General features: G+C 66.6%; 24 protein-coding genes. 18 read left to right on the forward strand and 6 right to left on the reverse strand.

Features of this window, described 5'->3' with window-relative positions:
• Positions 1 to 14 precede the first annotated feature (14 nt).
• From IPM73_00115 to IPM73_00180, 14 genes are all read left to right on the forward strand, one after another.
• On the forward strand, positions 15 to 164 hold the full coding sequence (locus IPM73_00115; protein ID MBK8916502.1) for a hypothetical protein: 150 nt from the start codon (positions 15 to 17) through the stop codon (positions 162 to 164).
• Positions 165 to 422: 258 nt separating this feature from the next.
• Positions 423 to 2,342: a TonB-dependent receptor gene (locus IPM73_00120; GenBank protein ID MBK8916503.1), complete on the forward strand. Its 1,920-nt coding sequence runs from the start codon at positions 423 to 425 to the stop codon at positions 2,340 to 2,342.
• Between the two features lie 10 nt (positions 2,343 to 2,352).
• Positions 2,353 to 2,874, forward strand: a complete 522-nt coding sequence (locus IPM73_00125) for a YfiR family protein (protein ID MBK8916504.1) — start codon at positions 2,353 to 2,355, stop codon at positions 2,872 to 2,874.
• A gap of 1 nt (position 2,875) precedes the next feature.
• Positions 2,876 to 4,705, forward strand: coding sequence for an EAL domain-containing protein (locus IPM73_00130; protein MBK8916505.1), 1,830 nt, complete (start codon positions 2,876 to 2,878; stop codon positions 4,703 to 4,705).
• Between the two features lie 71 nt (positions 4,706 to 4,776).
• A complete protein-coding gene (locus IPM73_00135; GenBank protein MBK8916506.1) occupies positions 4,777 to 5,967 on the forward strand; it encodes a class I SAM-dependent methyltransferase in 1,191 nt (396 codons plus the stop codon).
• Positions 5,968 to 5,998: 31 nt separating this feature from the next.
• Positions 5,999 to 6,280: a hypothetical protein gene (locus IPM73_00140; protein MBK8916507.1), complete on the forward strand. Its 282-nt coding sequence runs from the start codon at positions 5,999 to 6,001 to the stop codon at positions 6,278 to 6,280.
• Positions 6,281 to 6,347: 67 nt separating this feature from the next.
• Positions 6,348 to 7,775 carry a TonB-dependent receptor gene (locus IPM73_00145; protein ID MBK8916508.1) on the forward strand — a complete coding sequence of 476 codons (1,428 nt, stop codon included), beginning with the start codon at positions 6,348 to 6,350 and terminating at the stop codon, positions 7,773 to 7,775.
• A 9-nt stretch (positions 7,776 to 7,784) separates the two neighbouring features.
• Positions 7,785 to 8,681, forward strand: coding sequence for a zinc ABC transporter substrate-binding protein (locus tag IPM73_00150; protein MBK8916509.1), 897 nt, complete (start codon positions 7,785 to 7,787; stop codon positions 8,679 to 8,681).
• On the forward strand, positions 8,678 to 9,301 hold the full coding sequence (locus tag IPM73_00155) for an ATP-binding cassette domain-containing protein (GenBank protein ID MBK8916510.1): 624 nt from the start codon (positions 8,678 to 8,680) through the stop codon (positions 9,299 to 9,301). Before IPM73_00150 ends, IPM73_00155 begins: the two co-directional genes overlap by 4 nt.
• On the forward strand, positions 9,298 to 10,113 hold the full coding sequence (locus IPM73_00160; GenBank protein MBK8916511.1) for a metal ABC transporter permease: 816 nt from the start codon (positions 9,298 to 9,300) through the stop codon (positions 10,111 to 10,113). Before IPM73_00155 ends, IPM73_00160 begins: the two co-directional genes overlap by 4 nt.
• Before the next feature lie 114 nt (positions 10,114 to 10,227).
• Positions 10,228 to 11,439, forward strand: coding sequence for an anti-sigma factor antagonist (locus tag IPM73_00165; protein MBK8916512.1), 1,212 nt, complete (start codon positions 10,228 to 10,230; stop codon positions 11,437 to 11,439).
• 10 nt (positions 11,440 to 11,449) lie between these two features.
• Complete coding sequence (hslV, locus tag IPM73_00170) at positions 11,450 to 11,986, forward strand: ATP-dependent protease subunit HslV (protein ID MBK8916513.1); 537 nt, start codon at positions 11,450 to 11,452, stop codon at positions 11,984 to 11,986.
• Complete coding sequence (gene hslU / locus IPM73_00175) at positions 11,983 to 13,320, forward strand: ATP-dependent protease ATPase subunit HslU (protein MBK8916514.1); 1,338 nt, start codon at positions 11,983 to 11,985, stop codon at positions 13,318 to 13,320. Before hslV ends, hslU begins: the two co-directional genes overlap by 4 nt.
• A gap of 14 nt (positions 13,321 to 13,334) precedes the next feature.
• Complete coding sequence (locus tag IPM73_00180) at positions 13,335 to 14,210, forward strand: AEC family transporter (GenBank protein ID MBK8916515.1); 876 nt, start codon at positions 13,335 to 13,337, stop codon at positions 14,208 to 14,210.
• Here the strand turns inward: IPM73_00180 and IPM73_00185 are convergent.
• Genes IPM73_00185 through IPM73_00205 form a run of 5 tightly spaced genes read right to left on the reverse strand, consistent with a single transcriptional unit; the run spans position 14,203 to position 20,175 of the window.
• Positions 14,203 to 14,562, reverse strand: a complete 360-nt coding sequence (locus IPM73_00185; protein ID MBK8916516.1) for an RNA-binding S4 domain-containing protein — start codon at positions 14,560 to 14,562, stop codon at positions 14,203 to 14,205. The two genes, IPM73_00180 and IPM73_00185, sit on opposite strands and share 8 nt — an antisense overlap.
• A gap of 12 nt (positions 14,563 to 14,574) precedes the next feature.
• Positions 14,575 to 17,652, reverse strand: coding sequence for an efflux RND transporter permease subunit (locus IPM73_00190; protein ID MBK8916517.1), 3,078 nt, complete (start codon positions 17,650 to 17,652; stop codon positions 14,575 to 14,577).
• The gene (locus tag IPM73_00195) at positions 17,649 to 18,743 is read right to left on the reverse strand and encodes an efflux RND transporter periplasmic adaptor subunit (protein ID MBK8916518.1); all 1,095 of its coding nucleotides are present in this window, start codon (positions 18,741 to 18,743) and stop codon (positions 17,649 to 17,651) included. The genes IPM73_00190 and IPM73_00195 overlap by 4 nt, the downstream gene beginning before the upstream one ends.
• A complete protein-coding gene (lysA, locus tag IPM73_00200; GenBank protein MBK8916519.1) occupies positions 18,740 to 20,002 on the reverse strand; it encodes a diaminopimelate decarboxylase in 1,263 nt (420 codons plus the stop codon). The genes IPM73_00195 and lysA overlap by 4 nt, the downstream gene beginning before the upstream one ends.
• Positions 19,999 to 20,175, reverse strand: coding sequence for a hypothetical protein (locus IPM73_00205; GenBank protein ID MBK8916520.1), 177 nt, complete (start codon positions 20,173 to 20,175; stop codon positions 19,999 to 20,001). The genes lysA and IPM73_00205 overlap by 4 nt, the downstream gene beginning before the upstream one ends.
• A 43-nt stretch (positions 20,176 to 20,218) precedes the next feature.
• Here IPM73_00205 and cyaY point away from each other — a divergent pair, with 43 nt between their 5' ends.
• Positions 20,219 to 20,551, forward strand: coding sequence for an iron donor protein CyaY (gene cyaY / locus IPM73_00210; GenBank protein MBK8916521.1), 333 nt, complete (start codon positions 20,219 to 20,221; stop codon positions 20,549 to 20,551).
• 25 nt (positions 20,552 to 20,576) lie between these two features.
• On the opposite strand, the gene IPM73_00215 is transcribed toward cyaY, so the two are convergent.
• Positions 20,577 to 22,820, reverse strand: coding sequence for a penicillin-binding protein 1A (locus tag IPM73_00215; GenBank protein MBK8916522.1), 2,244 nt, complete (start codon positions 22,818 to 22,820; stop codon positions 20,577 to 20,579).
• A gap of 224 nt (positions 22,821 to 23,044) precedes the next feature.
• On the opposite strand from IPM73_00215, the gene IPM73_00220 reads away from it, so the two are divergent.
• The 3 genes from IPM73_00220 to IPM73_00230 are packed head-to-tail and all read left to right on the forward strand — an operon-like array spanning position 23,045 to position 25,400.
• Positions 23,045 to 24,130 carry a pilus assembly protein PilM gene (locus IPM73_00220; GenBank protein ID MBK8916523.1) on the forward strand — a complete coding sequence of 362 codons (1,086 nt, stop codon included), beginning with the start codon at positions 23,045 to 23,047 and terminating at the stop codon, positions 24,128 to 24,130.
• On the forward strand, positions 24,127 to 24,726 hold the full coding sequence (locus IPM73_00225) for a PilN domain-containing protein (protein MBK8916524.1): 600 nt from the start codon (positions 24,127 to 24,129) through the stop codon (positions 24,724 to 24,726). Before IPM73_00220 ends, IPM73_00225 begins: the two co-directional genes overlap by 4 nt.
• Positions 24,723 to 25,400, forward strand: a complete 678-nt coding sequence (locus tag IPM73_00230; protein ID MBK8916525.1) for a type 4a pilus biogenesis protein PilO — start codon at positions 24,723 to 24,725, stop codon at positions 25,398 to 25,400. Before IPM73_00225 ends, IPM73_00230 begins: the two co-directional genes overlap by 4 nt.
• Positions 25,401 to 25,403: the final 3 nt, after the last annotated feature.

Below are 25,403 nucleotides of genomic sequence, written 5' to 3' on the forward strand. Positions count from 1 at the left end.
TCAAGGAGTTAGTCATGGCCATCAACCGTAACCGCCGTTCTTCCCTGGAGCGCCGTTGCGTTTCCAAATCCACCAAGCGCCTGTTCAAGGGCACCGGCAAGACCCTGTTCAAGGTCATGTACGCCGCGGAGTGCCACCAGCGCAATCGCAAGGCCCTGGGTTAAGCCCGGAGCTTTCCGCCAGAAACCGGCCGCCGCAAGGGGCCGGTTTTTTTTCGTCGGCGCGGCGGCGGCGAAAAATTCCGTGCAGGCCCGGGCGGATGGTGGAAAAATTGCCGCACACCACCGGGAATCCGGGATTGCGCCAGGCGGCGGGGCCAGCGCGGAGAGAGCGGCTGGCGCCGCGCTGGCAGCCGGCAACAGGGGCAGAAGATGCGGACAAGAACGAGACGCCGGGGCGCCGGCCTTTGGCTGGGCTTGGGGATGATGACGGGCCTGCCCGCGGCGGCGCAGGAACTCGCCACCCTGGATACCCTGCATCTGCCGCTGGAGAGCCTCCTCAAGCTGGAGGTGTCCTCGGTTTCCAAGTTTCCCCAGACCACCCTGGATGCGCCGGCCCTGGTGCGCGTGGTGGAGCGTGACGACATGCGCGCCTTCGGTTACCGCACGGTGGCGGACGCCCTGCGGGGCTTGCCCGGCATCGACGTGACACAGGACCATTCCTACAGCTTTCTCGGGGTGCGGGGCTTCAACCGGCCGGATGACTACGGCAGCCGCGTCCTCCTGCTGGTGGACGGCCTGCGCCTCAACGACGGCATCTACGACCAGGCCCAGGTGGGCAGCGAGGCCATTCTCGATACCCCGATCCTGAAGCGGGTCGAGTATTTCGCCGGGCCCACTTCTTCCCTCTACGGGGGCAATGGCCTGTTCGGCGTGGTCAATCTGGTCACCCGCAGCGGGGCCGAGATCGACGGCTGGGAGCCGCGGGTGGAGATCGGTACCCGCCGCAGCCGGCGCTCCAGCCTGGCCTTCGGGCGCACCCTGGCCGGCGGGCAGGATGTGGTCTTCTACGCGAGTCTCGCCGACGACGGGGGCGGTAGTCTGCGCTTCGACGAGTACGGGGCCAGCGCCAGTCGCCTGGATGGAGACCGCTACGCCAAGTTCTTCGCCAAATTCACGGCCGGGGGGCTGCGCCTCTCGGCGGGCTTCAACCGGCGGACCAAGGACAATCCGGCGGCGCCCTACGGCACCCGCTTCGGTGTGGCTTCGGAAGGCATGGACGAGCAGGCCTTTGTCGAAGCGGCCTACGAATCCATGCCCGGCGAAACCCTGAGCCGCCTGGTGCGGCTATACGCCAACCACTATCGTTACCGCGCCGACTGGCCGTTTGCCGGCACGCCGAATTATGTGAATCGCGACCGGGCCCAGGCCCAGGTGGCGGGGGGCGAGTATCGCCTGACCTATCGGGGCCTGGCCAACCATGTCGTGGTCGGCGGGGTGGAAGTGCGGCGCAACTGGCGCCTCGATCAGGGCAATGCGGACCTCAACCCGGCCTTCACCTACCTCGACGTACGCCGCGCCGCCAATACGGCGGGCGCCTACGCGCAGGACGAATGGCGCCTTTCCGAACGCTGGCTGTTCAACGCCGGCCTGCGCTTCGACAAGGTGAGCGACTTTTCCGGCGAGTGGTCGCCGCGGCTGGCGGCCATCTACCGGCCCGACGGGGCGACGGCGATCAAGCTGCTCTACGGCCGCGCCTTCCGCGCACCCAATCAGTACGAGCGCTTCTACGGGGACGGTAACGTCACCCAGAAGCCCTCCCCGGGGGCGAAGCCGGAACGCATCACCACCCAGGAACTGGCGCTGGAACATTTCCTGGGGCGCGAATTCCGGCTGGGGGCGAGCCTCTTCCATTACGACCTGGAAGGCGCCCTGGAGCAGCGGATCGACCCTGCCGACGGCCTTTCCCGCTACGTGAACGGTGGCAACATCCATGTGGTGGGGGGCGAGATCGAGGCCGAGTACCGCAACGAGGCTGGCCTGCGCCTCAAAAGCAGCCTCACCCACCAGGAGGCCCGGGATGAGGACAGGCGCTGGCTGACCAACTCCCCCCGCAACCTGGCCAAAGTGCAGGCCTATTTTCCTGCCCTGGCGGGCTGGGACGTGGGGGTCGAATTCCTGGGCACCGGCCGGCGGCGCACCCAGCTGGGCGACGTGGGAGGCTACGGCCTGGTCAACCTGACCGTGAACCGCCGCCTGGGGGCGGAGGCGGAAGTGCGCCTGGGGGTCACCGACCTGGGCAATCGGCGCCATCGCGATCCCACGCCGGGCTATTACGCACCCATCGACGCCATGCCCCAGGTAGGACGGCAGGCCTTCCTCCAGTGGCTGGGGCATTTCTGAGCCATCGACCATGGGGACGCCGCGCACCGTCTGTACCCTGCTCCTCTGCCTTGCCGTGTGCGGCCCGGTGGGGCCGGCGCGGGCTCAGCCGGCGGGGGACGTGGCCCTGCGGGTGGCGGTGCTCTACAACATCGTCCAGTTCGTGCAATGGCCGGAGGGGAGCGCAGGGGCCAAGGATTTTCACTTCTGTGTGGTGGAGGGGGATGAACTGGCGGCGGGACTCGGCACCCTGGAGGGCCAGCCCCTGGGGGCGGGGAAGGTCCGGGTGCGTACCGTGGCGTCCGGGCAACTGACCGGCTGCCAGGCGGTCTACCTGCCTGCGGCGGGCATTGCCGCCCCCCGTGCCGGCCGCGAGGCCGGGCTGCTTACCCTGTCCAGCGGCCACGGTCTGGTGGAGCAGGGGGTAATGGTCAATGTGGTGCAGGACGGCAAGCGTGTCGCTTTCGACATCGGACTGGGCGCCCTGCGCCGCGCCGGCATGTCGGTCAGCGCCAAGGTGCTGCGTCTCGCGCGCTACGTGAAGGAGGATTGAGTTGCGGGGAGGAAAGCGCCGCCGCATTCGCGAAATCGTCATCAGCACCGGGGTGACCCTGTGTCTGGTGGGGGTTCTGGCGGTGATCCAGCATTTCATCTGGCAGGCGGCGGCGGAGCGGGGACTGCTCTCCCTGGCCCGGGTGGTGGGCAGCAACAGCACCGCTGCCCTGGCCTTCGGCAACGCGGCGGACGCGGCGGAAATCCTGGCGGCCTGCGAATCGGCGCCGGCGGTGACCCGGGCGCGCCTGGTCCTGCCCGGCGGGCGGGTCATCGCCCAATATTCCGCGGCGCACGGGGAGCCGCTGCTGCTCGGCTTGCCCATGCCCGCAATTGCCGTGGATGAAGCGATCCAGCTCCAGGGCCGCGCCGTGGGGCGCATCGAGATGAGCGCGTCCCTGGAGCCGGTTTTCCGGCAGACGCTCTATTTCCTCGGCTCCGGCCTGGCGGTGGTGTGCATAGGCGCCATCCTGGCAGCCTTCTTTTCGGCGCGCCTGCGGCAAAGCGTTGTGTTCGCAGAGGAGCGCATGGCCTATCTGGCCCTCTACGACACCCTGACCGGCCTGCCCAACCGCAATTCCTTCCGCGACGCCCTGGATGCCGCGGTGGCCCGCCTGCGCCGGGACGGACGCGAATTCGCAGTGCTTTTCGTCGATTTCGACGGTTTCAAGCAGGTCAACGACACCCACGGCCACGCGGCGGGGGACCAGGTGCTCATCGATCTGGGCAAGCGTCTGGAACGCTCGCTGCGGGCCAACGACTTTGTCGCCCGCATTTCCGGCGACGAGTTCGTCGTCCTCCTGGATCAGCCCGACAGCGCCGAAGCCGTGGGGCGCATTGCCGCCAAGCTGGTGGAATTGATGGGTCAGCCGATTCGCGTCGGCGAGCGCTCGATCACGGTGGGCGCCAGTGTGGGCGTTGCCCTGGCCCCCGCCGACGGCGTGACGGCCAATGAACTCCTGCAGCGGGCCGACGCCGCCATGTACCACGCCAAGCAGCGGGGCAAGAACGGCTACCAGTTTTTCTCCAGCGTCATCGAGCAGCAGACCCGTCAGCGGCTGGAGCTGGAGCAGGCCCTGCGCGAGGCTTGTGCCCGGGAGCAGTTCCGGCTGGTCTATCAACCCATCTACGATCTCAGGTCCGGCCGGGTGGCCAGCGCCGAGGCCCTGCTGCGCTGGAATCACCCGCAACGGGGGCCGGTGTCCCCGGCGGAATTCATCCCGGTGGCGGAGGACTGCGGGCTCATTCCCGAAATCGGCCTTGCGGTCCTGCGCCGGGTGGCGGCCGACCTGGTCGGGCTGGCCGCCAAGGGCATTGCCATTCCGCCTTTGGCGGTGAATCTCTCCTTTCGGCAGTTTGCCCGCAACGAGGGAGAGGCGCTTTTCTTCCGGGAACTGGATCGTCTAGGCCTGGCTCCGGACCGGATCGAGTTCGAACTGACCGAGAGTGTTTCCCTCAACGAGGCCCAGGGCGGCCGCGCCCTGGTCGAACGCCTGGAAGCCCGCGGCTATCGCCTGGCCGTCGACGATTTCGGCACCGGCTACAGTTCCCTGGGCGCCCTGTGCGGCATGAAGAACGCCAAGCTCAAGATCGACCGCAGCCTGATCCGGGCCATGGGGGAAGGCAGCCAGGGTCTGGCCATCGTCGATGCCGTCCTGCGCATGGCCCGGGCCCTGTCGATCCCGGTGGTTGCGGAAGGGATCGAGACCGAGGCGGAACTTTCCACCCTCTACGCCCTGGATTGTGATTACGGGCAGGGATTCCTGCTGGCCAAGCCCATCAGTGTGGATGAGCTGACCGTTCTGCTGGCCGCGGAGGCGATCCCCGCCTGACGCACCGCCTTCCCGGTGCAGCCCCCGTGGGGGTCTCCGGGGTGTTTCCTTTTCGCGAAAGTCTTTTCTCCATGGCTCAACTCATCCTCCTCCCCGGCAAGGAGCGCTCGGCGCTCAAACGCCACCCCTGGCTCTTCGCCGGCTCCGTCGGCCGGCTGGAAGGCCGGGCCCGTCCTGGCGACACGGTGGAAGTGCTGGCCGACGACGGCCGCTCCCTGGGCCGCGCCGCCTACAGCCCGAAATCCCAGATCCGCGCCCGTTTCTGGACCTTCGATGGCGCCGAGTCCGTCGACGATGCCTTCTTCAAGCGCCGTGTCGCCGCCGCCGTGGCCCGCCGCGCGGCCCTGCCGGAGCTTGCCGGGCAGGAGGGGCTGCGCCTGATTCACGGCGAATCCGATGGTCTGCCCGGGGTCATCGCCGACCGCTATGGCGACACGGTGGTGGTGCAGCTCACCTCGGCTGGCGCCGAAAAATGGCGCGGCGCCATCGTCGCCGCCCTGGTCAAGGCCACCGGCTGCGCCCGGGTCTTCGAGCGTTCCGATTCCGACGTGCGGGGCCTGGAAGGCCTGGAGCCCACCACCGGCTGGGTGCATGGCGAGGCGCCGGCCGTGCCGCTCGCCATCCTGGAAAACGGTGTCCGCCTGGGGGTCGACATCGCCGGCGGCCATAAGACCGGCTTCTACCTGGACCAGCGCGACAACCGCCTGCTCCTGGGCCAAATGGCGGCGGGCAAGGACGTCCTCAACTGTTTCTGCTACACGGGGGGATTTTCCTTGCAGGCCCTGGCCGGGGGCGCGGCCAGCGTGCTCTCCATCGATTCCTCCGGTCCCGCCCTGGACCAGGCCCGGGCCAATCTGGCGCTCAACCCGGCCTTGCCCGCCGACCGGACCGAGTGGCTGGAGGCCGACGTCTTCCAGGCCCTGCGGGATTTCAGGAAGGGCGGGCGGCAATTCGACCTCATCGTCCTCGACCCGCCCAAGTTCGCCCCTTCCGCCGCCCACGCGGAGCGCGCGGCCCGGGCCTACAAGGACATCAACCTGCTGGGCTGCCGCCTGTTGCGGCCGGGGGGGCTGCTCATGAGCTATTCCTGCTCCGGCGGCATCGGGCTGGAGCTGTTCCAGAAAATCGTCGCCGGCGCCGCCCTGGACGCCGGCCGCGAGGCGCGCATCGTGCGCCGGCTGGCGGGGGCGGCGGATCATCCCGTCGGTTTGAACTTCCCGGAAGGGGAATACCTCAAGGGCTTGCTGGTGCAAGTCGATTGAGGCGGCGCTCTTCCTCCCGTACACTATCGCCGTGACCGCCCTCCACCGTTTTCTCCTCGTCTGCGTCCTCTTCTTCGCCCAGGTGGCGGCGGGGGCGCATGCCGTAGAGCACGGGGCGGGCGAGGAAGGGCCGCTGCCGTCCCACGTCTGCGAGTTGTGTCTGGCCGCCCACGACCTCGGGTCGGCCCTGCCTTCCCTGGCGGCGCTGCCGCCCATCGTCCCGCTGCAAGGCATGCCGGAGGCCACGCCGGTCACCGGCCGCGCCTTCCTGCCGGCCCCCCCGGCCCGCCAGGGCGCCCCGCCTTTCGCCTGAAACGCCGTTTCTGTCGCGCCGCGCCCGCGGGGGGCGGCGTCCGCCTTTGCGTTTTCAGGAGATTTCCATGCAGCAGCGAACACTCGCGCTGGCGCTCGCCCTGGCTTTTGCCGGGGGCGCCCACGCCGCCAACGACGCCGACCTGGCCGCCATCCGCGCCCAGATCGACGAGATGAAGAAAACCTACGAGCAGCGCATCGCCGCCCTCGAACAGAAGCTGACCCAGGCCGAGGCCAAGGCCGTCGGCGCCGAGCGCAAGGCGGAGGCGGCGAGCGCCGTCGCCTCTTCGGCCGCAGCGGCCCGGCCGGCTCCCGCCCATGCTGACTTCCATCCGGAGATCGGCCTCTTCCTCCAGGGCAAGTACAAGGAGATGAAGAACGTGCCCGAGCGGGGCATCACCGGCTTTTTCGCGGCCGGTGGGCACGAGCACGAGGGGAGCAGCGTCGAGGGGGAGAATCGCCGCGGCTTTTCCGTGGATCACACGGAGTTGATGCTGTCGGCCAGCGTCGACCCCTACTGGCGCGGCATGGCGGTTCTGGCCCTGCAGGACGGCGAGGTGGAGGTGGAGGAGGCCTGGTTCCAGTCCCTGGCCATCGGCCACGGCGTCGGCCTCAAGGGCGGGCGCTTCCGTTCCGGCATCGGTTATCTCAACGAGCAGCACGCGCACCAGTGGGATTTCGCCGACGCGCCCCTGATCTACCAGGCCCTTTTCGGCAGCCACGGCAGCTATGCCCAGGACGGCTTGCAGCTCAAGTGGCTGGCGCCGGCACCCTTCTTCCTGGAATTCGGGGCGGAAATCGGCCGCGGCGCCAACTTTCCGGGGAGCGACCGCAACAAGAACGGCAGCGGGGCCGGTGCCCTGTTCGCCCATGTGGGCGGCGACGTTGGCATCGCCCACAGTTGGCGGGCGGGCGTGTCCTACCTGCGTACGGCGGCCCGCGACCGGGAGGCGCATTTCGAGGACTTGGGCGGCCTGGAGGCGGTCGGCGCCTTCAGCGGGCGCTCCCGCACCTGGGGGGCCGACTTGGTCTGGAAGTGGGCGCCGGACGGCAATCCCAAGTACCGCAACTTCAAGTTCCAGACCGAGTACTTCCAGCGCCGGGAGGAGGGTGAGCTGACCTGCTCCGACGACGAGGGCGCAGGCAATGCCTGCGACCCGCTGGCCGCGGGCGACAGCGTGACCAGCCGCTACCGTACCCGCCAGAACGGCTGGTACGCCCAGGGGGTCTATCAGTTCTCGCCCCAGTGGCGGGCCGGCCTGCGTTACGAGCAACTGGACAGCGGCCGCCGCGATTTCGGCAGCAACGCCGCCAACCTGGTGGTGGAGGATTACAAGCCGAAGCGGGCGTCCCTCATGGCCGATTACAGCTGGAGCGAGTTCTCCCGCGTGCGCCTGCAGTACGCCCACGACCGCTCCATGGCGGGCTTGACCGACCACCAGTGGACCCTGCAATACATCATGAGCCTGGGGGCCCACGGCGCCCACAAGTTCTAGGAGGCGGCCATGAAACGCATTTTTGGCTTCACTTTCTTCTTGCTGGCCGCCGTGCCCGCCTGGGCGGTGGTGAATGTCTTCGCCACCGTACCCGAGTGGGCAGCGCTGGTCCGCGAGATCGGCGGAGACAAGGTGAAGGTTTACGCCGCCACCCATGCCCTCCAGGATCCCCACCGCATCGAGGCGCGGCCCTCGCTGCTGGCTCAGGCCCGTTCGGCGCACCTGGTGGTGGCCGGCGGCGCCGATCTGGAGGTCGGCTGGCTGCCGGTGGTGCTGCGGGATTGCGGCAATGCCCTCATCCAGCCGGGCAGGCCGGGCTACTTCGAGGCGGTCCGCTGGGTGACGCCCATCGAGGTGCCGGCCAGCGTGGATCGCGCCCAGGGCGACGTGCACGCTGCCGGCAACCCCCATCTCCATCTCGATCCGCGCAACGTGCTCAAAGTGGCGGCGGCCCTTGCCGTACGGCTGGCCGAGATCGATCCCGGCAACGCCGCAGCCTACCGCGCCAACGGCCAGGCCTTCGCCGACAAGTGGCAGGCGGCCATGGCCCGCTGGGAGAGGCAGGGGGCGGTGCTGAAGGGGGTGGCGGTCCTGGTGCATCACCGCTCCTTCAGCTACCTCCTGGCCTGGCTGGGCATGACCGAGACCGGCACCCTGGAGCCCAAGCCGGGGGTGGAGCCCTCCAGCGGCCATCTGACCGAGCTCCTGGCGCGGCAGCAGACCCAGCCGGCCCGCATGGTGCTGCGGGCGGCTTACCAGGGTGAAGGGCCGAGCCTGTGGGTGGCGGGGCGGGCGAAAATTCCGGCCGTGGTCCTGCCTTTCACGGTCGGCGGGTCGGAAGGCGCTCAGGATCTGTTCGGTCTCTTCGACGACACCCTGGCCCGCCTGACGGGAGCGCTGCGGTGAACCTCCTCGCCGTGCGCGACCTGGTGGTCGGTTGGGAGCGGCCGGTGGCGGGGCCTCTAAGCTTCAGCGTCGGCCGCGGCGAGATCGTCGCCCTGGCCGGTCCCAACGGGGCCGGCAAGTCCACCGTGTTTGCGGCCCTGGCGGGAGAGGGCCATGTCTTCTCCGGGGAACCGAGCCTGGCGCCGGGGCTGCGCCTGGGCTTTCAGACCCAGGGGATGCCCCCCCTGGAGGGTTTGCCCCTGTGCGGTCGGGATCTCCTGGGGCTCACCGGGGCGGTTCCCGCGGGGCTGCCGCCCTGGCTTGAGCGTTGCCTGGACCGCCGGCTGGACCGCTTGTCCGGCGGGCAGCGCCAGTATCTGGCCTTGTGGGCCATCCTGATGGCGCCGGCGGATGTGTTGCTCCTGGATGAACCGACCAACAACCTCGATGCTGCCGGACTTGCCCACCTGAGCGGCGTGCTGCGGGAAAGGGCGGCGGCGGGGGCGGGCATCCTGCTGGTGAGCCACGACGCTGATTTTGTCGCCGGCCTGGGCGCGCGGAGCGTCGAACTGACGCCGCGCCCGCCGTCCCTCCCGGGCGGGATGGGTGCCGCCGCAGCACAGGAGGGGGCACTGCCATGAGCGACGTGCTGGCCGGATTCTTTGTCGTCCCCTTCCTGACCGGCCTCCTTCTGGCGGTTCTCCTGCCCGTGCTGGGCTGCTACCTGCGCCTGCGCCATGAGTGGCTGGCGGCGCTGGCCTACGGCAATCTTGCCGCTGCCGGGTCGCTTGCGGCCCTCGCCCTCGGGATCCCACTGGTCGTCGGGGGGATGGCGGCCGCGGTGGTGGCGGTCCTGCTGCGCCGCCGCTCCGGCGATGCGCCGGTGAGGGGGAGCACCTATGCCTTCTACCTGGTGGGGGGCTGGGCTGTGGCGGTCCTGCTGGCCGCCAACCTTCCCCTCGCCGAGCGCCTGGGCCATGCCCTGTTCGACGGTCAGCTCTATTTTGCCGAGCGGGCTCATCTGCTGGGCACCCTGGGCGTTGGGGCGCTGGTTCTGCCTCTTCTCGCCGCCCTGTCGAAGGATTTGTTGCTGGCCGAGATTTTTCCGCGTCATCACCGCCTGAACGGCCGTTCGGCGCGAGCGATCCACCTGGGCTTCGATCTGCTGGTGGTGGCTTCTCTGGCGGCGGCAACCCTTTCGCTGGGGGTGATCGCCGGGTTTGCCCTGGCCTTCGTTCCCCCCTGGCTGGCCTTTGCCCGGGGGGCGAGCTGGCGACAGGGTCTCGTCCTGGCGGTGACCGCGGGGGTAGGCGCCTACGTGCTCGCGTTCTCCCTGGCACTGGCCTTCGATCAGCCCTTCGGTCCCGTCCTGTGTCTGGTGCTCGTCGGGCTGGCGGCGGCAGCATCGGGAATTCCCCGTGGCCGGCGGGGGAGTGTGGAGGAAAAGTCTTAGCCCGCAAAAACCCGGACGCAGCATTGCGCGGCAATCGGCGCCGTGCTAAAACAGCCTTTCCCCGAGGTCCGACCCCCCATGGTTTTCTCCTTCTTCAAAAAACCCGCTGAAAAAATGCCGGAGCGCAAGGCTGCGCGGCCCAAGGCGCCTCCGGCCCCGGCACCCGAGGAGTCGGCGGTCTGGGAGCCGGCTGCCGACCAGCAAGGGGCAGGCCCGGCAGCCTCGGCGCCGGCTCCGGCGGCGCCCGCGGCAAAGGAGGAGCCCCGCAAGGAACTGCCGGTGCTGGAATTCGGCGATTCCCAGTTCGACTTCACCGATTCGGCCGTCATGGCCATCGAGGTGGACCAGGACATGGATCCGGTCCAGGCCGACATCGAGCAGGCGGCCGTGCTCTTCGCCAACGGTCAGGATCCCGCGGCCCGGGCGGTTCTGGAGGCCGCAGCCCGAGCCCATACCGGCGCCAACGCGGAACGCCTGTGGCGCATGCTCCTCGATCTGATGCAGGTGCTGGGCGACCGGGGGGCCTTCGAGCGCCTGGGCGAAGAATTTTCCCAGGCCTGTGAAACCTCCCCGCCGGCGTGGCGCAGCGAGAACGACAAGCCGGCGGCTCCGCTGGCCGGCGGTCCCAAGGCCATCGTTCTGCAAGGCGTGCTGAACGGCGCCGCCGGGCCCGAATTCGCCCAGATCAAGGCGGGCATCCAGAAGAAGGAAGCGCAGCGCGTCGATTTGGGCAAGCTGGCCAGTTGCGATGAAGACGCCGCCCGGGGGCTGGTCGAACTCTTCCGTCTGGCGCGCAAGACCGGCGTGGCGGTGAGCCTGGACGGGGCGGAGGGACTCGCCGGGCGGCTCGAAACACGCCTGGTCGTGGGTCAGGCCGAATCCCACGACAGTTGGCTGCTGCTCCTGGACCTCTTGCAGCATCTGGGCCGCCAGGATTCCTTCGAGGAAAAGGCGGTGGATTATGCGGTCACCTTCGAGGTGTCTCCCCCCTCCTGGGAGGTGCTCAAGACCGTGACCAAACCTGCCCCTGCGCTGGCGCCCAGCGTCATTCCGCCGAGCGACATCCATTTTCTTAGCGGCGAACTCAAGAACTGTCGTTTCGACGATCTGCGCGCCTTCATCGATCTGCACGAGCGGCCGGTGATCGACTTCGCCGCCGTGAAGCGCCTCGATTTCTTCTCCGCCGGCCTCCTGCGCAACATCCTCGAGCCGGTCAAGCGTCAGGGCAAGGAAGTCCTGATTCGCAATCCCCACCACCTGGTGGCTGAACTGATGGGCATCGTCGATCTGCCGAGTGTCGCGCGCATCATCGTCCCCAAAAACTAGGAATATCTCCATGGAGCAATATCACGGCACCACGATCCTGTCGGTGCGCCGGGGCCCCCGCGTCGCCATGGGCGGCGACGGTCAGGTGACTCTGGGCAATATCGTCGTCAAGGCCACCGCCAGGAAGGTGCGCCGCCTCTATCAGAACCGCATTCTGGCCGGGTTCGCCGGTGGCACGGCAGATGCCTTCACCCTCTTCGAGCGCTTCGAGGCCAAGCTGGAAAAGCACCAAGGGAACCTGCTGCGCTCCGCCGTCGAACTGGCCAAGGATTGGCGCACCGACCGCATGCTGCGCCGCCTGGAGGCCATGCTCTCGGTGGCGGACAGCCAGAACTCCCTCATCATCACCGGCAACGGCGACGTGCTGGAGCCCGAGCAGGGCATCGTGGCCATCGGCTCCGGCGGCGCCTACGCGCAGAGCGCGGCGCGGGCGCTCCTGGAGAATACGGACCTCGATCCCGCCGCGATCGTCACAAAATCCCTGGAGATCGCCGGCGATCTCTGCATCTACACCAACCGCAACTTCACCCTGGAGGTGTTGGAGTGAGCACCATGACGCCCCAGGAAATCGTCCACGAGCTGGACAAGCACATCGTCGGCCAGGGCAAGGCCAAGAAGGCGGTGGCCATCGCGCTGCGCAATCGCTGGCGCCGTTCCCAGGTGGCCGAGCCCCTGCGCCAGGAGATCACGCCGAAGAACATCCTGATGATCGGCCCCACCGGTGTGGGCAAGACCGAGATTGCCCGGCGCCTGGCCCGCCTGGCCAACGCTCCCTTCATCAAGATCGAGGCGACGAAGTTCACCGAAGTGGGCTATGTCGGGCGGGATGTGGACACGATCATCCGCGATTTGGTGGAGATCGCCATCAAGAGCCAGCGCGAGCGCGCCATGCAGAGCGTGCGCGCCCGGGCCGAGAATGCCGCCGAGGATCGTATTCTCGACACCCTTCTGCCTCCGGCCCGCAGCCCAGGCTTTTTCGCCGAAGGTAGCGGGCAGACGGAGGATAACGCCACCCGCCAGAAATTCCGCAAGAGGCTGCGGGAGGGGGAACTGGACGACAAGGAAATCGACATCGAAGTGGCGGCGCCGTCCATGCAGGCCGAAATCTTTGCGCCCCCCGGCATGGAAGAACTGACCCAACAGATCCAGGGCATGTTCCAGAACATGGGTGGCGGACGCAAGAAGAGCCGCAAGCTGAAGATCAAGGAGGCGCTCAAGCTGATCGTCGACGAGGAGGCGGCCCGTCTGGTGAATGACGAGGAGGTCAAGCTGGAGGCGGTGAAAAACGTGGAACAGAACGGTATCGTCTTCCTCGACGAGATCGACAAGATCGCCAGCCGCTCCGAAGCTCACGGCGCCGAGGTCTCCCGCCAGGGGGTGCAGCGGGATCTGCTGCCCCTGGTCGAAGGCACCACGATATCGACCAAGTACGGCATGATCCGTACCGATCACGTGCTGTTCATCGCGTCCGGCGCTTTTCATCTGGCCAAGCCTTCGGACCTCATTCCCGAATTGCAGGGCCGCTTTCCCATCCGCGTCGAGCTGGATTCCCTGTCGGTGGCCGATTTCGAGCGCATCCTGACCCAGACCGACGCCTGCCTCACGCGTCAGTACCAGGCGTTGCTGGCGACCGAGGGGGTGACGGTGGACTTTGCCCAATGCGGCATTCAGCGTCTGGCGGAAATCGCCTTCCAGGTGAATGAGAAGACCGAGAACATTGGCGCCCGACGCCTGTACACGGTGATGGAAAAACTGCTGGAAGAGGTTTCTTTCGCGGCGGGGAAGGCGGGATTGACCGAGGTGAAGGTGGACGCGGCCTACGTCGATGGGCGCCTGGGCGACCTCGCCGGCGACGAGGATCTTTCCCGGTACGTTTTGTGACGGAGGAGGGCGGCCTGCTGCTGCGCATCGTCGCCATCCTCTTTCCCATCTTTGGCATCGTCGCGGCGGGGTTTTTTTACGCCCGGCGCCACAAGCCGGAAATGGCGGTGGCCAACCGCCTCAATATGGACGTCTTCGTGCCGGCACTGGTCTTTGCCGCCATGGCGGGCAAGTCCTTCGACCTGGCGGCCTTCGGCCCCCTGGCCCTGGCGGCGCTGCTGGTCCTGCTCGCTTGCGGACTCGTGGCCTGGCCGGTGGCCCGGCTGCTGGATGTTCCGGCCAAGACCTTCGTGCCGCCCATGCTGTTCAATAACTCCGGCAACATCGGCTTGCCGCTGGCTGTGCTGGCCTGGGGCGAAAACGCCCTGGCGGCGGCGGTGATCCTCTTCATGGTGGAAAACACCCTGCACTTCACCCTGGGGGCGCGGCTCCTCGACCCCCGGGCGCGGCTGCTCACTCTCTGGCGCGTGCCGGTGGTGGCGGCCGCCTTCGCCGGCCTAGTGGTGGCGGCGTTCAAGATTCCGCTCTGGGCGCCGGCCGTCACCGCCATCAAGATGCTGGGGGACGTGTCGGTACCACTGCTCCTCTTTTCCCTGGGCGTGCGCATGACCGATGTGTCCCTGGGGGACTGGAAGGTCTCGCTGCTGGGGGCCTTCGCCCGGCCCCTGCTGGGCATGGCCGTGGCCTGGGGCGTCGTCCAGGCCCTGGGCATCGAGGGCCAGCAGGCGGCCATGCTCATCGTCTTCGGTTCCCTGCCGCCGGCGGTGCTCAACTTCCTTTTCGCCGAGCGCTACAAGCAGGAGCCCCAGCGGGTCGCGTCCATCGTGCTGGTGGGCAATCTGGCGGCCCTGATCTTCCTGCCTCTGTCGCTGGCGTTGGTGCTCAGCTGAGACGCCCCAACTGGCGGCGGTCGCGCTTGGTGGGGCGTCCGTGGCGTTCCGCTGCGGGGTCCGCGATCAGGCGGCGGGATTCCCGGGCGGCCTGCCGGGCGGCCAGGCTGGCCGGGGCTTCTTCATAGAGCTGCCGGGCTTCCGCGGCCGGGCCGCGGCGGTCGGAGAGGGCGCGCACCGTGAGCTCCCAGGATTCCGCGGCAGTGACGGTGAGGATGTCGCCGACCCGCAGTTCCCGCGCGGGTTTCACTCGCTGGCCGTTCACGTGGACCTTGCCGCCATCGACGGCATCGGTGGCGAGACTGCGGGTCTTGTAAAAGCGCGCCGCCCATAACCACTTGTCGATGCGCAGTCCGCCCACGGCTCACTCGGCGCTGGGAGCAGTCGCTTGCCGCCGGTGCCGGGCGAGGAAGTTTTCCACCAGGGAATAGACCGCGGGAACCACCACCAGGGTGAGCAGGGTCGAGGACACCATGCCGCCGATGACCGCAATGGACAGGGGTTGATTGGTCTCAGACCCCGCCCCCAGGCCCAGGGCGGCCGGGGTGAGGGCCAGGATGACGGTGGCCGAGGTCATGAGTACGGGGCGCATGCGGATGGGGCAGGCGTCGGACAGGGCTTCGTCCACCCCCATGCCCCCGGCCCGCCGCTGGTTGGCGAGGTCCACCAGCAGGATGGAATTTTTGGCCACCAGGCCGATCAGGAGCACCAGGCCGATCATGGAATAGATGTTGAGCGTCTGGCCGGTGGCCCACAGGGCGGCAATGCCGCCGATGATGGCGAGGGGCTGCGCCAGCATGACGATGAGGGGTTGCAGGAAGGAATTGAACTGGCTGGCCAGGACCATGTAGAGCAGAACCAGGGCCAGGGTGAAGGCGAAGGCCATGTATTGGGTGGTCTTGCCGAATTCCTCGGCCTGGCCGATGAGCTTGATCTGGTAGCCGGGGGGCAGGTCGGCGGCCTGGGTCCGGATGCGCTTGACCGCTTCTCCCAAGGGCAGGGTCGGGGTGGCGAAGAAGGTGGCGGCGTACTGGAGATCGAAGCGGCCGATGACGGCGGGGCCCAGGGTTTCCTTGAAGCTCGCCACGGCATCGAGGCGGATCATCTTGCCCTCCGGATTGCGCAGCCAGATCTTGGCCAGGTCGGAGGGCTGGGTGAATTCGCCGTCGCGGGCCTTGACCCGGACGTCGTAGCGCTGGCCGTCGCCGGGATCGTCGTTGTATTTGCCGATATCGACTCCACCGGTGAGCATGTTGATGGCCAGGGCGACATCGCGGGAGCTGAGGCCGGCGGCGGCGATGCGCAGGCGGTCGGGCTCGAAGACCAGTTGCGGCAGGTCGAGTTGCAAATCGGTATCGATGCGCCCCAGGCCGGGTTCGGTCGCGAGCTTTTGCAGCAGGTCCTTCGAGAGGCGCGCCACTTCGTTGAGGTTTTCCCCGGCCAGGACGAATTGCAGGGGCTCGCCGCGCTGGCCCTGCACCATGGGATAGGGGGCGGCGAAGGCGCGGGCGCCGGGAATTTCGGCCAGTTCGCGCCGCAGGATGGGCAGGAGTTCCTGCTGCGAGATGCTGCGCTGATCACGGGGCGCCATGCGCGCCACCACCAGGCCCTGATTGACCTGCCCCGCGCTGCCCAGACCGATGAGGGCGAATTCGGTGACGATTTCCGGGTGCCTGGCCAGGGTTTCCTCCACCGCCCGCAGGCGGGTGTCGGTGTAATCGATGGATGAACCCAGGGGCGTGCGCAGGTTGACCAGGAAGCGTCCCTCGTCCTGTTCCGGCGCGAAGGTCTTGCCGACATTGGCGAAGAAAAAGGCGCTCGACCCAACGGCGGCGATGGTGAGCAAGACGACCTTCCAGCGGTGGCGCAGCGCCCAGGCCAGCAGGCGACGGTAGAAGGCTTCGAGCCAGGCGAAGCCGCGGGCGATGAGTGCCGGAAGCCCGCGGCGGACGTGGCCCTTTTCCCGTACCGTGAGGAAGCGGGAGCACAGCATGGGGGTGAGGGTGAGGGAAACGAAGAGGGATACGAGGACGCCGAAGGTGACGACGACGGCGAAGGAACGGAAGAACTGGCCGATGATGCCGCTCATGAAAATGACCGGGGCGAAGATCGACACCAGGGCCAGGGTGGCGGCCAGGACGGCGAAGAAGACTTCGTTGGCGCCGTTGATGGCAGCGGAAACCGGGTCGGGGTCGAGTTCCTCCCGGTGGCGGAAGATGTTTTCCAGCACCACGATGGCGTCGTCCACCACCACGCCGATGAGGAGCAGGAGACCGAGCAGGGTGAGGGAATTGAGCGTGTAGCCGGCGAAATAGATGACCGCCACAGCCCCCATGAGGGAGACCGGGATGGCCAGGGCGATGATGAGGGTCGAACGGACCGAGAGGAGGAAGATCCAGACCACCAGGGCAGCCAGCAGAGTGCCTTCGAGCAGGTGCTCCTTGAGGGCGTCGATGATTTCCAGGATGAAGATGGCGTCGTTGGAAACCACATGCAGTTCGAGTCCCGGCGGAAGCTGGGGGCGCAGTTCCTTGTCCAGGCGCTCCTTCACCCGGTCGATGATGGCGACGGTGTTGGTGTTGGTGACCTTGACGATGCCCAGGCCTATGGTCATCTTGCCGTTGAAGCGGGCCAACTGGCGGTAGTCGGAAAGGCCATCGACCAGATCGGCGACATCGCCCAGGCGCACCGGCGCGCCACCCTTCCACGCCACCACCAGGCTGCCCAGGCGCTCGACGCTGTGGAACTCGAGGTCGAGCTTGACCAGGCTTTCGGTCTTTTGCCCGACGACGAACCCGCCGGCCATCTGGACGTGCTCCTTGTCCAGCGCGGCGGCGATATCCTGGGCCGTCACGCCCAGGGCCGCCATGCGCTCCGGGTGCAGTTCCACCCGGATGGTGCGGTCGCGGCGCCCGCCGAGGCGCACTTCGCCCACGCCATCGATGGTCTCCAGGCGCTTCTTGAGCACGTTGAGGGCGTACTGGTTCAACTGCTGCTGGGTGCGGTCCCCCTGCAAGGCGAGCCACATGATGGGCTGGGCGTTGGTCTCGACCTTGGCGACCACCGGCGGGTCCACGTCATCGGGCAGGCGGCGCAGCACTTGATTGACCTTGGCCTGGATCTCGTTGAACGCGACGTCGATCTTCTTCTCCAGCCCGAAGGTGATGCCGATGACCGAGACGCCGGGCGAGGAGGTGGACTGGATGTGCTCGATGCCCGGAGTGGAATTGACCGCGCTCTCGATGATGTTGGTGATCGAGGCATCGACGATTTCCGGATTGGCGCCGCGCAGGGCCGTGGTGACGGAAACGACGGGAAATTCGATGTAGGGATAGCGGTCCATCCCGATGCGGCCGTAGCTGATGAGACCGAAGAGGACCAGCACGGCGCTGACCATCCACGCCAGGACGTGGCGCTTGATGGAAAGTTCGGGCAGGGTCATTGGGGTTTGGACGAGGCGGGGGCTGCCGCCGGGGCGCCTTTGACCGTGATGGGGGCATCCTGGGTGAGGAAGCCGGCGCCGTCCAGGGCCACGCGCTCGCCTCCCTTCAGGCCGTCGAGGATTTCCACCAGACCCCCCTCCTTGCCGCCGGTGCGGACGATCTGCTGGCGGACCTTGCTCCCTTCCACGACATAGACGACCTTGCCTGCCGGACGCAGGACCACCGATTGTTCCGGCACCATGAGGGCGCCTTCGCGGGCGCCGGTGATGACCGTGGCGTTCACCGATCCCCCTCCCCGCAGGGCGCCGGGATTGTCGATGCGGGCGATGACTTCGATGGCACGGCTGCCTTCGAGCAGCGTCGGACGGATGTCCTCGATGGCGCCCTCGACGGGGGAATCGGGCGCCATGGGACTGAGCAGGCGTACCGGCTGCCCGATGCGCAGGCGGGGGCCGGCGCTTTCCGGGAAGGGCAGGTTGGCGCGCAGGCGGGCGTTGGAGATGAGGCGGAACACCGGGTCGCCGACCTTGACGTAGTCGCCCAGGCTGACGATCTGAACCTCGACGTTGCCGTCGAAGGGGGCGATGACTTCGGTACGCCCCAGACCGTGGCGGGAAATCTCGCTGCGGGCCTGGGCGGCGGCGAGTTGGCTGCGCAAGGCATCCCGCTGGGCGGTCACGTCGTCGAGGGCGTTGCGGGAGATGAAATTGCGCTCGACCAGTTCCTTCTGGCGCGTGACCAGGCGTTCCTGCTGGCCCAGAAGGGCCTCCAGGCGGGCGACCTCGGCCCGGTCGGCGGCGGCCTGCTGGGTGGCGTCCAGGGGGTCGATGCGGGCCATGACCTGCCCCTTCTTTACGGGCTGCCCGCCGTGCACGTGGACGGCGACGATGCGGCCTGCGATCTCCGCGCCTACCTTGGGGTCGAGGACGGCTTCCAGGGAACCCAGGGTGCGCTCGACCACTTCGAAACGAGCCGGCTGGACCTGGACGACAGTGATCAGAGTGGGAGGCGGGCCCTTCTTCTCGGGTGCCTTTTCGCTACAGGCAGTGACGGCCAGCGCCGCCAGAAGGAGGGCCGGCCAGGGTTTCATCGCGGCAGGCAGGACTCGCCGGAGTAGAGTTCGGCGATGGTCTCCCGTCGCCGCACCAGATGGGTCTGCTCGCCGTCAACCAGGATCTCGGCGGCCCGGGGGCGGGTGTTGTAGTTGGAACTCATGGCCATGCCGTAGGCGCCGGCCGAGAGAACCGCCAGCAGGTCGCCGGGAGCCAGGGCCAGGGCCCGGTCCTGGCCGAGGAAGTCGCCGGTCTCGCAGACCGGCCCCACCACGTCCCAGGCGCGGGTTTCCCCTTCATGCTCCGCCACCGGCACGATGTCGTGCCAGGCTTCGTACAGGGCGGGGCGCATGAGGTCGTTCATGGCGGCATCGACGATGGCGAAATTCTTCTCCTCGCCGGGCTTCAGGTATTCGACCCGGGTGAGCAGGACGCCGGCGTTGCCCACCAGGCGGCGCCCCGGTTCGAGGACCACCTGGAGCCCGCGGCCCGCGAGGCGGTCGAGAAGGGGCGTCAGGTAGGCGGCGACTGTGGGTTGCTCCTGCCCTTCCCGGTAGCGGATGCCGAGGCCGCCGCCCAGGTCGAGATGCCGAATGGTGATGCCGTCGGCCGCCAGCCGGTCGACCAGGGCGAGGATGCGGTCCAGGGCCTCGGTAAAAGGTGAGGGATCGAGCAACTGGGAACCGATGTGGCAGTCGATGCCGGTGACTTCCAGATGGGGCAGGGCGGCGGCCCGGCGGTAGAGTGCGGTGGCCTGGTCGTAGGCGACGCCGAATTTCGCTTCCTTGAGGCCGGTGGAGATATAGGGGTGGGTCTTGGGATCCACGTCGGGATTGACGCGCAGGCTCACCGGGGCGCGTTTGGCCAGGGAGCCGGCCACGGCATTCAGGCGTTCGAGTTCGGCGGCGCTCTCGACGTTGAAACAGAAGATGCCGGCCTGGAGGGCCTGCCGCATTTCCTCGCCAGTTTTGCCGACACCGGAAAAGACGACTTTGCCCGGATCGGCGCCAGCGGCCAGAACCCGGGCCAGTTCACCGCCGGAAACGATGTCGAAGCCGGCGCCCAAACGGGCGAAGAGATTGAGGATGGCGAGATTGGAATTGGCCTTGACGGCGTAGCAGACGAGAGCCCTGGCACCGGCGGGATGGGCGCCAAGCACCGCGGTGAATTCCCCCAGGGAGGCTTCCAGAGCCGCACGGGAATAGACGTAGGCCGGGGTGCCGAAGTGCTGGGCGATATGGGCAAGACTGACGGACTCGGCGTGGAGCACGCCGGCCTGGCGGGAGAAGGGGCTCATCGGCTGGGGGAGGAGGTGTCCGTGTTAACATGGCCCCCCGCTTCCTGGCGGGCGGATGACTTGCCCAGAAGGGGATCAGGCGCTGGTCCGGGTGGCAGGGAGAGGGCGCCCTTGGTGCCGCAGCCCCCCAGGATCAGTCCGGAAAACAGCAGTGCCAGGGGGAGTCGGGACATGTTAATGACGGATCGGTCAGTAATCGGGGGATGGTAGCACATCATGAACGACAGCGAATTCGAATCCCGTGCCGAGCAAGTGCTCGCAAGGCTGGAGGCCGCCCTGGAGGCATCTGGCGCAGACCTGGACTGGGAAAGGGCGGGGGGCGGCATCCTGGAAATCGAGTTTGCCGACGGCAGTCGCATGGTCGTCAATCGCCACGGCGCGGCCCGGGAAATGTGGGTGGCGGCGCGCTCGGGGGGCTTCCATTTTCGCTGGGATGGTCAGCGCTGGGTCGATACGCGCAGTGGCGCCGAATTGTTCGGGCGTTTGACGCAACTGGTGGGCGAGCAGGCCGGGGTGCCGGTGAGGATTGCGGTTGAGGATTGCGGTTGAGGGGGCCGGTGAAGGCGTCGTAGCCTCAATCCGTTGGGGGCTTGTCCAGGTCGGGTTGGGGTGGGGTTTCCCCGTTCGAGGCTTCTGAGGCGGCCGCTTCTTCCTTCTCGGCGTTCTCGCTGTAAACATAGCTGCGATCGCGTCCGGTGCCGTAAGCCACCAGCCCCGCGGGGGCTTCCGGCAGGCTGACCGGGACGTCCCGCAGGGCGCGGGTCATGTAGCCGATCCAGATGGGCAGGGCGGCGGCTCCCCCTGTTTCCTTGTCGCCCAGCTTCCTGGGCTGGTCGAAGCCGATCCAGGCGCAGCCGGCGACGGTCATCTGGTAGCCGCAGAACCAGGCATCGACATACTCGTTGGTCGTGCCCGTCTTGCCGGCCAGATCGTGGCGCTTGAGCGCTACGGAAGCCTTGGCCGCGGTACCGTAGATGGTGACGTCGCGCAGCATGCCGTCCATGAGGAAGGCGTTGCGGGGGTCGATGGCCCGGGTGGATTCCTCGCCGACATTGACCGGAGCAGCCGCGGCGATGACTTCGTTGCGTTCGTTGCGGATTTCCATGACCACGTAGGGCTGGATGCGGTAGCCGCCATTGGCGAAAACCGAGTAGGCCGAGGCCATCTGCCAGGGGGTCACCGCCCCCGCCCCCAGGGCCATGGTCAGATAGGGGGGGTGCCTCTCGGCCTCGAACCCGAAGCGGGTAGCGTAGTCCTGGGCGTAGGCCGGGGTGATCGCTTGCAGGATGCGGATGGATACCATGTTCTTGGACTTGGCCAGGGCGGTGCGTAGCTTCATCGGACCTTCGTACTTGCCATCGTAGTTGTGGGGCTCCCAGGCCTGGGAGCCGGTCTGGCTGGCGGGGATGACGATGGGTTCGTCCTCGACCATGGTCGAGGGGCTGAAGCCCTTTTCCAGGGAAGCGGAATAGATGAAAGGCTTGAAGCTGGAGCCCGGCTGGCGCCAGGCCTGGGTAGCGTGGTTGAACTTGTTGCGGTTGAAATCGAAGCCGCCGACCAGGGCGCGGATGCGGCCGTCACGGGGGTCGACCGCGACGAAGGCCGATTCCACTTCGGGCAGTTGGGCAATTTGCCAGCCCTTCTCGCCTTTTTGCAGGCGGACGACGGCACCGCGCCGCAGGCGCTTCTGCGGCGGCGCCTTGTCGTCGAGCATGCGGGCGGCGAACTTGAGGGAATCGCCACTCAGCGTGACCGTCTCGCCACCCCGGCGATAGACCTTGACCTGGGTGGGGTTCGCCGCGACGACGATGCCGGGGACGAGGTCGCCCGCATCGGGAACGTCCTGCAGCGCTTCGTCGAGGAACTCCTCCTGGTCGGCGGGCGCCGCGCCCAGGTCGACGAAAGACTCGGCGCCCCGGTAGCCGTGGCGACGGTCGTAATCCATGACCCCCTTGCGCAGGCTGGTGTAGGCGGCCTGCTGTTCGTCGCGGGTCAGGGTGGTGACGATGCGGAAGCCCCGGGTATAGACCTCGTCGGGGAACTGCTCGGCGGCGATCTGGCGCGCCATCTCGGCGACGAACTCGGCGTGCACCGGATAGTCCGAGAGATCGCGCTTCACCACCAGAGTTTCCTTCAGCGCAGCTTCGTGCTGCTTGGTGTCGATGAATCCCAGTTCGTGCATGCGGCGCAGCACGTACTGTTGGCGAATCTTGGCCCGCTTGGGATTGACGACTGGATTGAAGGCGGAAGGCGCCTTGGGCAGGCCGGCCAGCATGGCGGCTTCAGCCACCGAGATGTCGGCCAGGGACTTGCCGTAGTAAATCTGGGCCGCCGCCGCAAAACCATAAGCCCGCTGCCCCAGGAAAATCTGGTTGAGGTAAAGCTCGAAAATCTGTTCCTTGGAAAGGCTGCTCTCGATCTTGAACGAGAGCAGCATTTCGTAAAGCTTGCGGGTGTAGGTCTTTTCGCTGGAGAGAAAGAAATTGCGGGCGACCTGCTGAGTGATCGTCGATGCGCCCTGCTTCTTGCCGCCGCTCGTCAGATTGGCCAGGGCGGCGCGCAGAACGCCCTGATAGTCGACGCCGCCATGCTGGAAGAAGCGCTCATCCTCGGCGGCCAGGATGGCCTGCTTCATGACTTCGGGCACGTCGCGGTAAGCCACCACGGCCCGGCGCTCCTCGCCAAACTCCCCGATCAGGAAGCCGTCCGAGGTGTAAACCCGCAGCGGTATCTTGGGCCGGTAATCGGTCAGTACTTCCAGGGAGGGAAGATTGGGATAGGTGAGGACCAGGACGATGAGCGCAAGCGCGACGGCCATGACCACAAGGCCGGCCAGGGCTGCGACGGGGTAGGCGATGAGGCGTAGAATCAGGCGGGAACTCGACAAGATGGGGCTCGGGTAGCGGCGTTGCGCGGATTATACGCTGGCCGGTGGCCGGCCCAAAAAAGGCTTTACATGCCCTGGGCTTGTTGCTAGCATCTGAAGTGAATTATTGGTTGTTTGCCTAACTTCGCATTCTGTAAGGTTTTTTTGGGGGTCAGGTGGGTCTCGATCTGTCAGCGTTATTCAATCCCAAGGCGCGCCCCTTGCTCGGGCTCGATATCAGTTCGTCCTCTGTCAAGATGGTCGAACTGTCTGCCGGCGGGAAAGAGGGTTACCGCGTCGAGCGCTACACCATCGAGGTGTTGCCCAAGGATGCGGTGTCGGACGGCAATATCGTCAATCTGGAAGCCGTGGTGGATTGCGTCAAGAAGGCCTGGAAACGCATGGGAACTTCGACCCGCAACGTCGCCCTCGCGCTGCCCGGGTCGGCGGTGATTACCAAGAAGGTCATCATGCCGGCGGGCCTGCGGGACGACGAACTGGAAGTTCAGGTCGAAACCGAGGCCAACCAGTACATTCCCTTCTCCATCGACGAAGTGAATCTCGACTATCAGGTGCTCGGGCCCGCGCCCGCCGTGCCTGACGAAATCGAGGTGCTCATCGCTGCTTCCAAGAAGGAGCGCGTCGAAGATCGCGTGGCGGTGGCCGAAGCCGCGGGCCTCAAGGCCATGGTCATGGATGTCGAGTCCTTCGCTGCCCTGGCCTCGTTCGAGTTGATCGAAAAGCAGTTGCCCGAGGGGGGCAAGAATCAGGTCGTCGCCGTGGTCGACGCCGGGGCCGTCGCGACGACTCTCACTGTCATGCGCAACGGCCAGCAGGTTTATGCCCGGGAGCAGGCCTTTGGGGGAGCTCAACTGACCCAGGACATTGCGCGACACTACGGCATGAGTCACGAGGACGCCGAGGCTGCCAAGCGCACGGGCAATCTTCCCGAGGGTTACGAGACCGAGTTGCTCAACCCCTTCGTGGAAAACCTGGCTCTGGAAGTGTCGCGGGCGCTGCAATTCTTCTTTACCTCGACCCAGTTCAATCAGGTCGACCACATCGTGCTTTCCGGGGGATGTGCCGTGATTCCGGGGATCGACGAGGTGGTCGCGACCCGAACCCAGGTCAATACCATCGTGGCCAATCCCTTTGCCAACATGGTCCTCTCGGACAAGGTCAAGGCAAAGTCACTGCTGGCCGACTCATCCTCGCTGATGGTGGCCTGCGGGCTGGCTCTGAGGAGGTTCGATCCATCATGATGCGAATCAACCTTCTCCCTCACCGCGAGCTGGCACGCAAGGCGCGCCGGCAGCAGTTCTTCAGCCTTCTGGGGCTTACCGCGCTGTTGGGCGGCCTGGTGGTTTTCCTGGTCTATAGCGTCATCAATGGCTATATCGGCAATCAGGAGGAGAAGAACGACTTTCTGAAGAAGGAAATCGCCGTCCTCGACAAGGAGATCGATCAGATCAAGCGCTTGAAGGAGCAGGTGGAAGCGCTCAAGAAACGCAAGGAGGTCATCGAGAGCCTGCAGCGCGACCGGGGTGAGACCGTGCATCTTCTCAGCGAGCTTGTGCGTCAGGTTCCGGAAGGGATCTACCTCAAATCGGTAAAGCAGAGCAATGACAAGGTGAGCATGAGCGGCTATGTCCAATCGAATGCCCGCGTTTCCACCTTGATGCGCAATCTGGAGGCCTCCCCTTGGCTGGAGCGTCCCGAACTGCTCGAAATCAAGTCCGTGGTCGTCGATAAGCGGCCTTTGAACGAATTCAACATGAACGTCTATCTGACCCGAGCCAAGCCGGACGATGCCAGCAAGGCCGGAGCCAAGGACGCCGGCGGAAAGGGTAAGAAATGAACGCCAAGGCCCCTTCCCTGGATAGTCTCAGAAAGCTTGACTTCAAGGCACTGCTGGACGATTTCCGCAACCTCAACCCGAACGATCCGGGTTCGTGGCCGCGTGCTCCCAAGATCGCTCTTCTGATTGCCCTCTTTGTGGCTTTGCTGGGGGCGGGTTGGGCTCTGCTGTGGAACGATCAGTTGTCGACCCTCGATACCAAACGGCAGGACGAGGAGCGCCTCAAGCAGGAATTCCTCGACAAGAAGCGGCAGGCGGTGAATCTGCCGCTTTATACCCAGCAGCTCGAGGAAATCGACCGTTCCTTCGGAGCTTTGCTCAAGCAGTTGCCCAATCGCTCGGAAATCGACGCCCTGCTCATTGAGGTTAATCAGGCCGGTCTGGGGCGCGGACTCAAGTTCGAGCTCTTCAAGCCTGGTGCAGAGCAGATCAAGGGCTTCTACGCCGAACTTCCTATCACGGTGCGCATCACCGGCGGTTACCACGATTTTGGTGCGTTCGCCGCCGATGTGGCCAAGCTGCCGCGCATCGTTACGCTGAACAACATCTCGGTAGGGGGGGCAGGAGGCGGTCTGGCTCTCGACGCGGTCACCAAAACCTTCCGCTATCTGGACGAGTCCGAAATCGCCGCTCAGAAGAAGAAGGAAAAAGATGCGAAGGGAGGCAAGAAGTGAAGT

This window comes from Betaproteobacteria bacterium (genome assembly GCA_016720065.1).
Lineage (GTDB): Bacteria > Pseudomonadota > Gammaproteobacteria > Burkholderiales > Rhodocyclaceae > SSSZ01.

Excerpts from the sequence above, each read along its gene's own strand:
- IPM73_00215 (MBK8916522.1), bottom strand. The coding sequence starts at position 22,820 with ATGGCCGTCGCGCTTGCGCTCATCGTCCTGGTCCTCACCTATCCCAAT.
- cyaY (MBK8916521.1), top strand. The coding sequence starts at position 20,219 with ATGAACGACAGCGAATTCGAATCCCGTGCCGAGCAAGTGCTCGCAAGG.
- IPM73_00195 (MBK8916518.1), bottom strand. The coding sequence starts at position 18,743 with ATGAAACCCTGGCCGGCCCTCCTTCTGGCGGCGCTGGCCGTCACTGCC.
- IPM73_00145 (MBK8916508.1), top strand. The coding sequence starts at position 6,348 with ATGCAGCAGCGAACACTCGCGCTGGCGCTCGCCCTGGCTTTTGCCGGG.
- IPM73_00115 (MBK8916502.1), top strand. The coding sequence starts at position 15 with ATGGCCATCAACCGTAACCGCCGTTCTTCCCTGGAGCGCCGTTGCGTT.
- lysA (MBK8916519.1), bottom strand. The coding sequence starts at position 20,002 with ATGAGCCCCTTCTCCCGCCAGGCCGGCGTGCTCCACGCCGAGTCCGTC.
- IPM73_00205 (MBK8916520.1), bottom strand. The coding sequence starts at position 20,175 with ATGTCCCGACTCCCCCTGGCACTGCTGTTTTCCGGACTGATCCTGGGG.
- IPM73_00230 (MBK8916525.1), top strand. The coding sequence starts at position 24,723 with ATGAACGCCAAGGCCCCTTCCCTGGATAGTCTCAGAAAGCTTGACTTC.
- IPM73_00190 (MBK8916517.1), bottom strand. The coding sequence starts at position 17,652 with ATGACCCTGCCCGAACTTTCCATCAAGCGCCACGTCCTGGCGTGGATG.
- hslV (MBK8916513.1), top strand. The coding sequence starts at position 11,450 with ATGGAGCAATATCACGGCACCACGATCCTGTCGGTGCGCCGGGGCCCC.
- IPM73_00160 (MBK8916511.1), top strand. The coding sequence starts at position 9,298 with ATGAGCGACGTGCTGGCCGGATTCTTTGTCGTCCCCTTCCTGACCGGC.
- IPM73_00225 (MBK8916524.1), top strand. The coding sequence starts at position 24,127 with ATGATGCGAATCAACCTTCTCCCTCACCGCGAGCTGGCACGCAAGGCG.
- IPM73_00125 (MBK8916504.1), top strand. The coding sequence starts at position 2,353 with ATGGGGACGCCGCGCACCGTCTGTACCCTGCTCCTCTGCCTTGCCGTG.
- IPM73_00135 (MBK8916506.1), top strand. The coding sequence starts at position 4,777 with ATGGCTCAACTCATCCTCCTCCCCGGCAAGGAGCGCTCGGCGCTCAAA.
- IPM73_00165 (MBK8916512.1), top strand. The coding sequence starts at position 10,228 with ATGCCGGAGCGCAAGGCTGCGCGGCCCAAGGCGCCTCCGGCCCCGGCA.
- IPM73_00150 (MBK8916509.1), top strand. The coding sequence starts at position 7,785 with ATGAAACGCATTTTTGGCTTCACTTTCTTCTTGCTGGCCGCCGTGCCC.
- IPM73_00120 (MBK8916503.1), top strand. The coding sequence starts at position 423 with ATGATGACGGGCCTGCCCGCGGCGGCGCAGGAACTCGCCACCCTGGAT.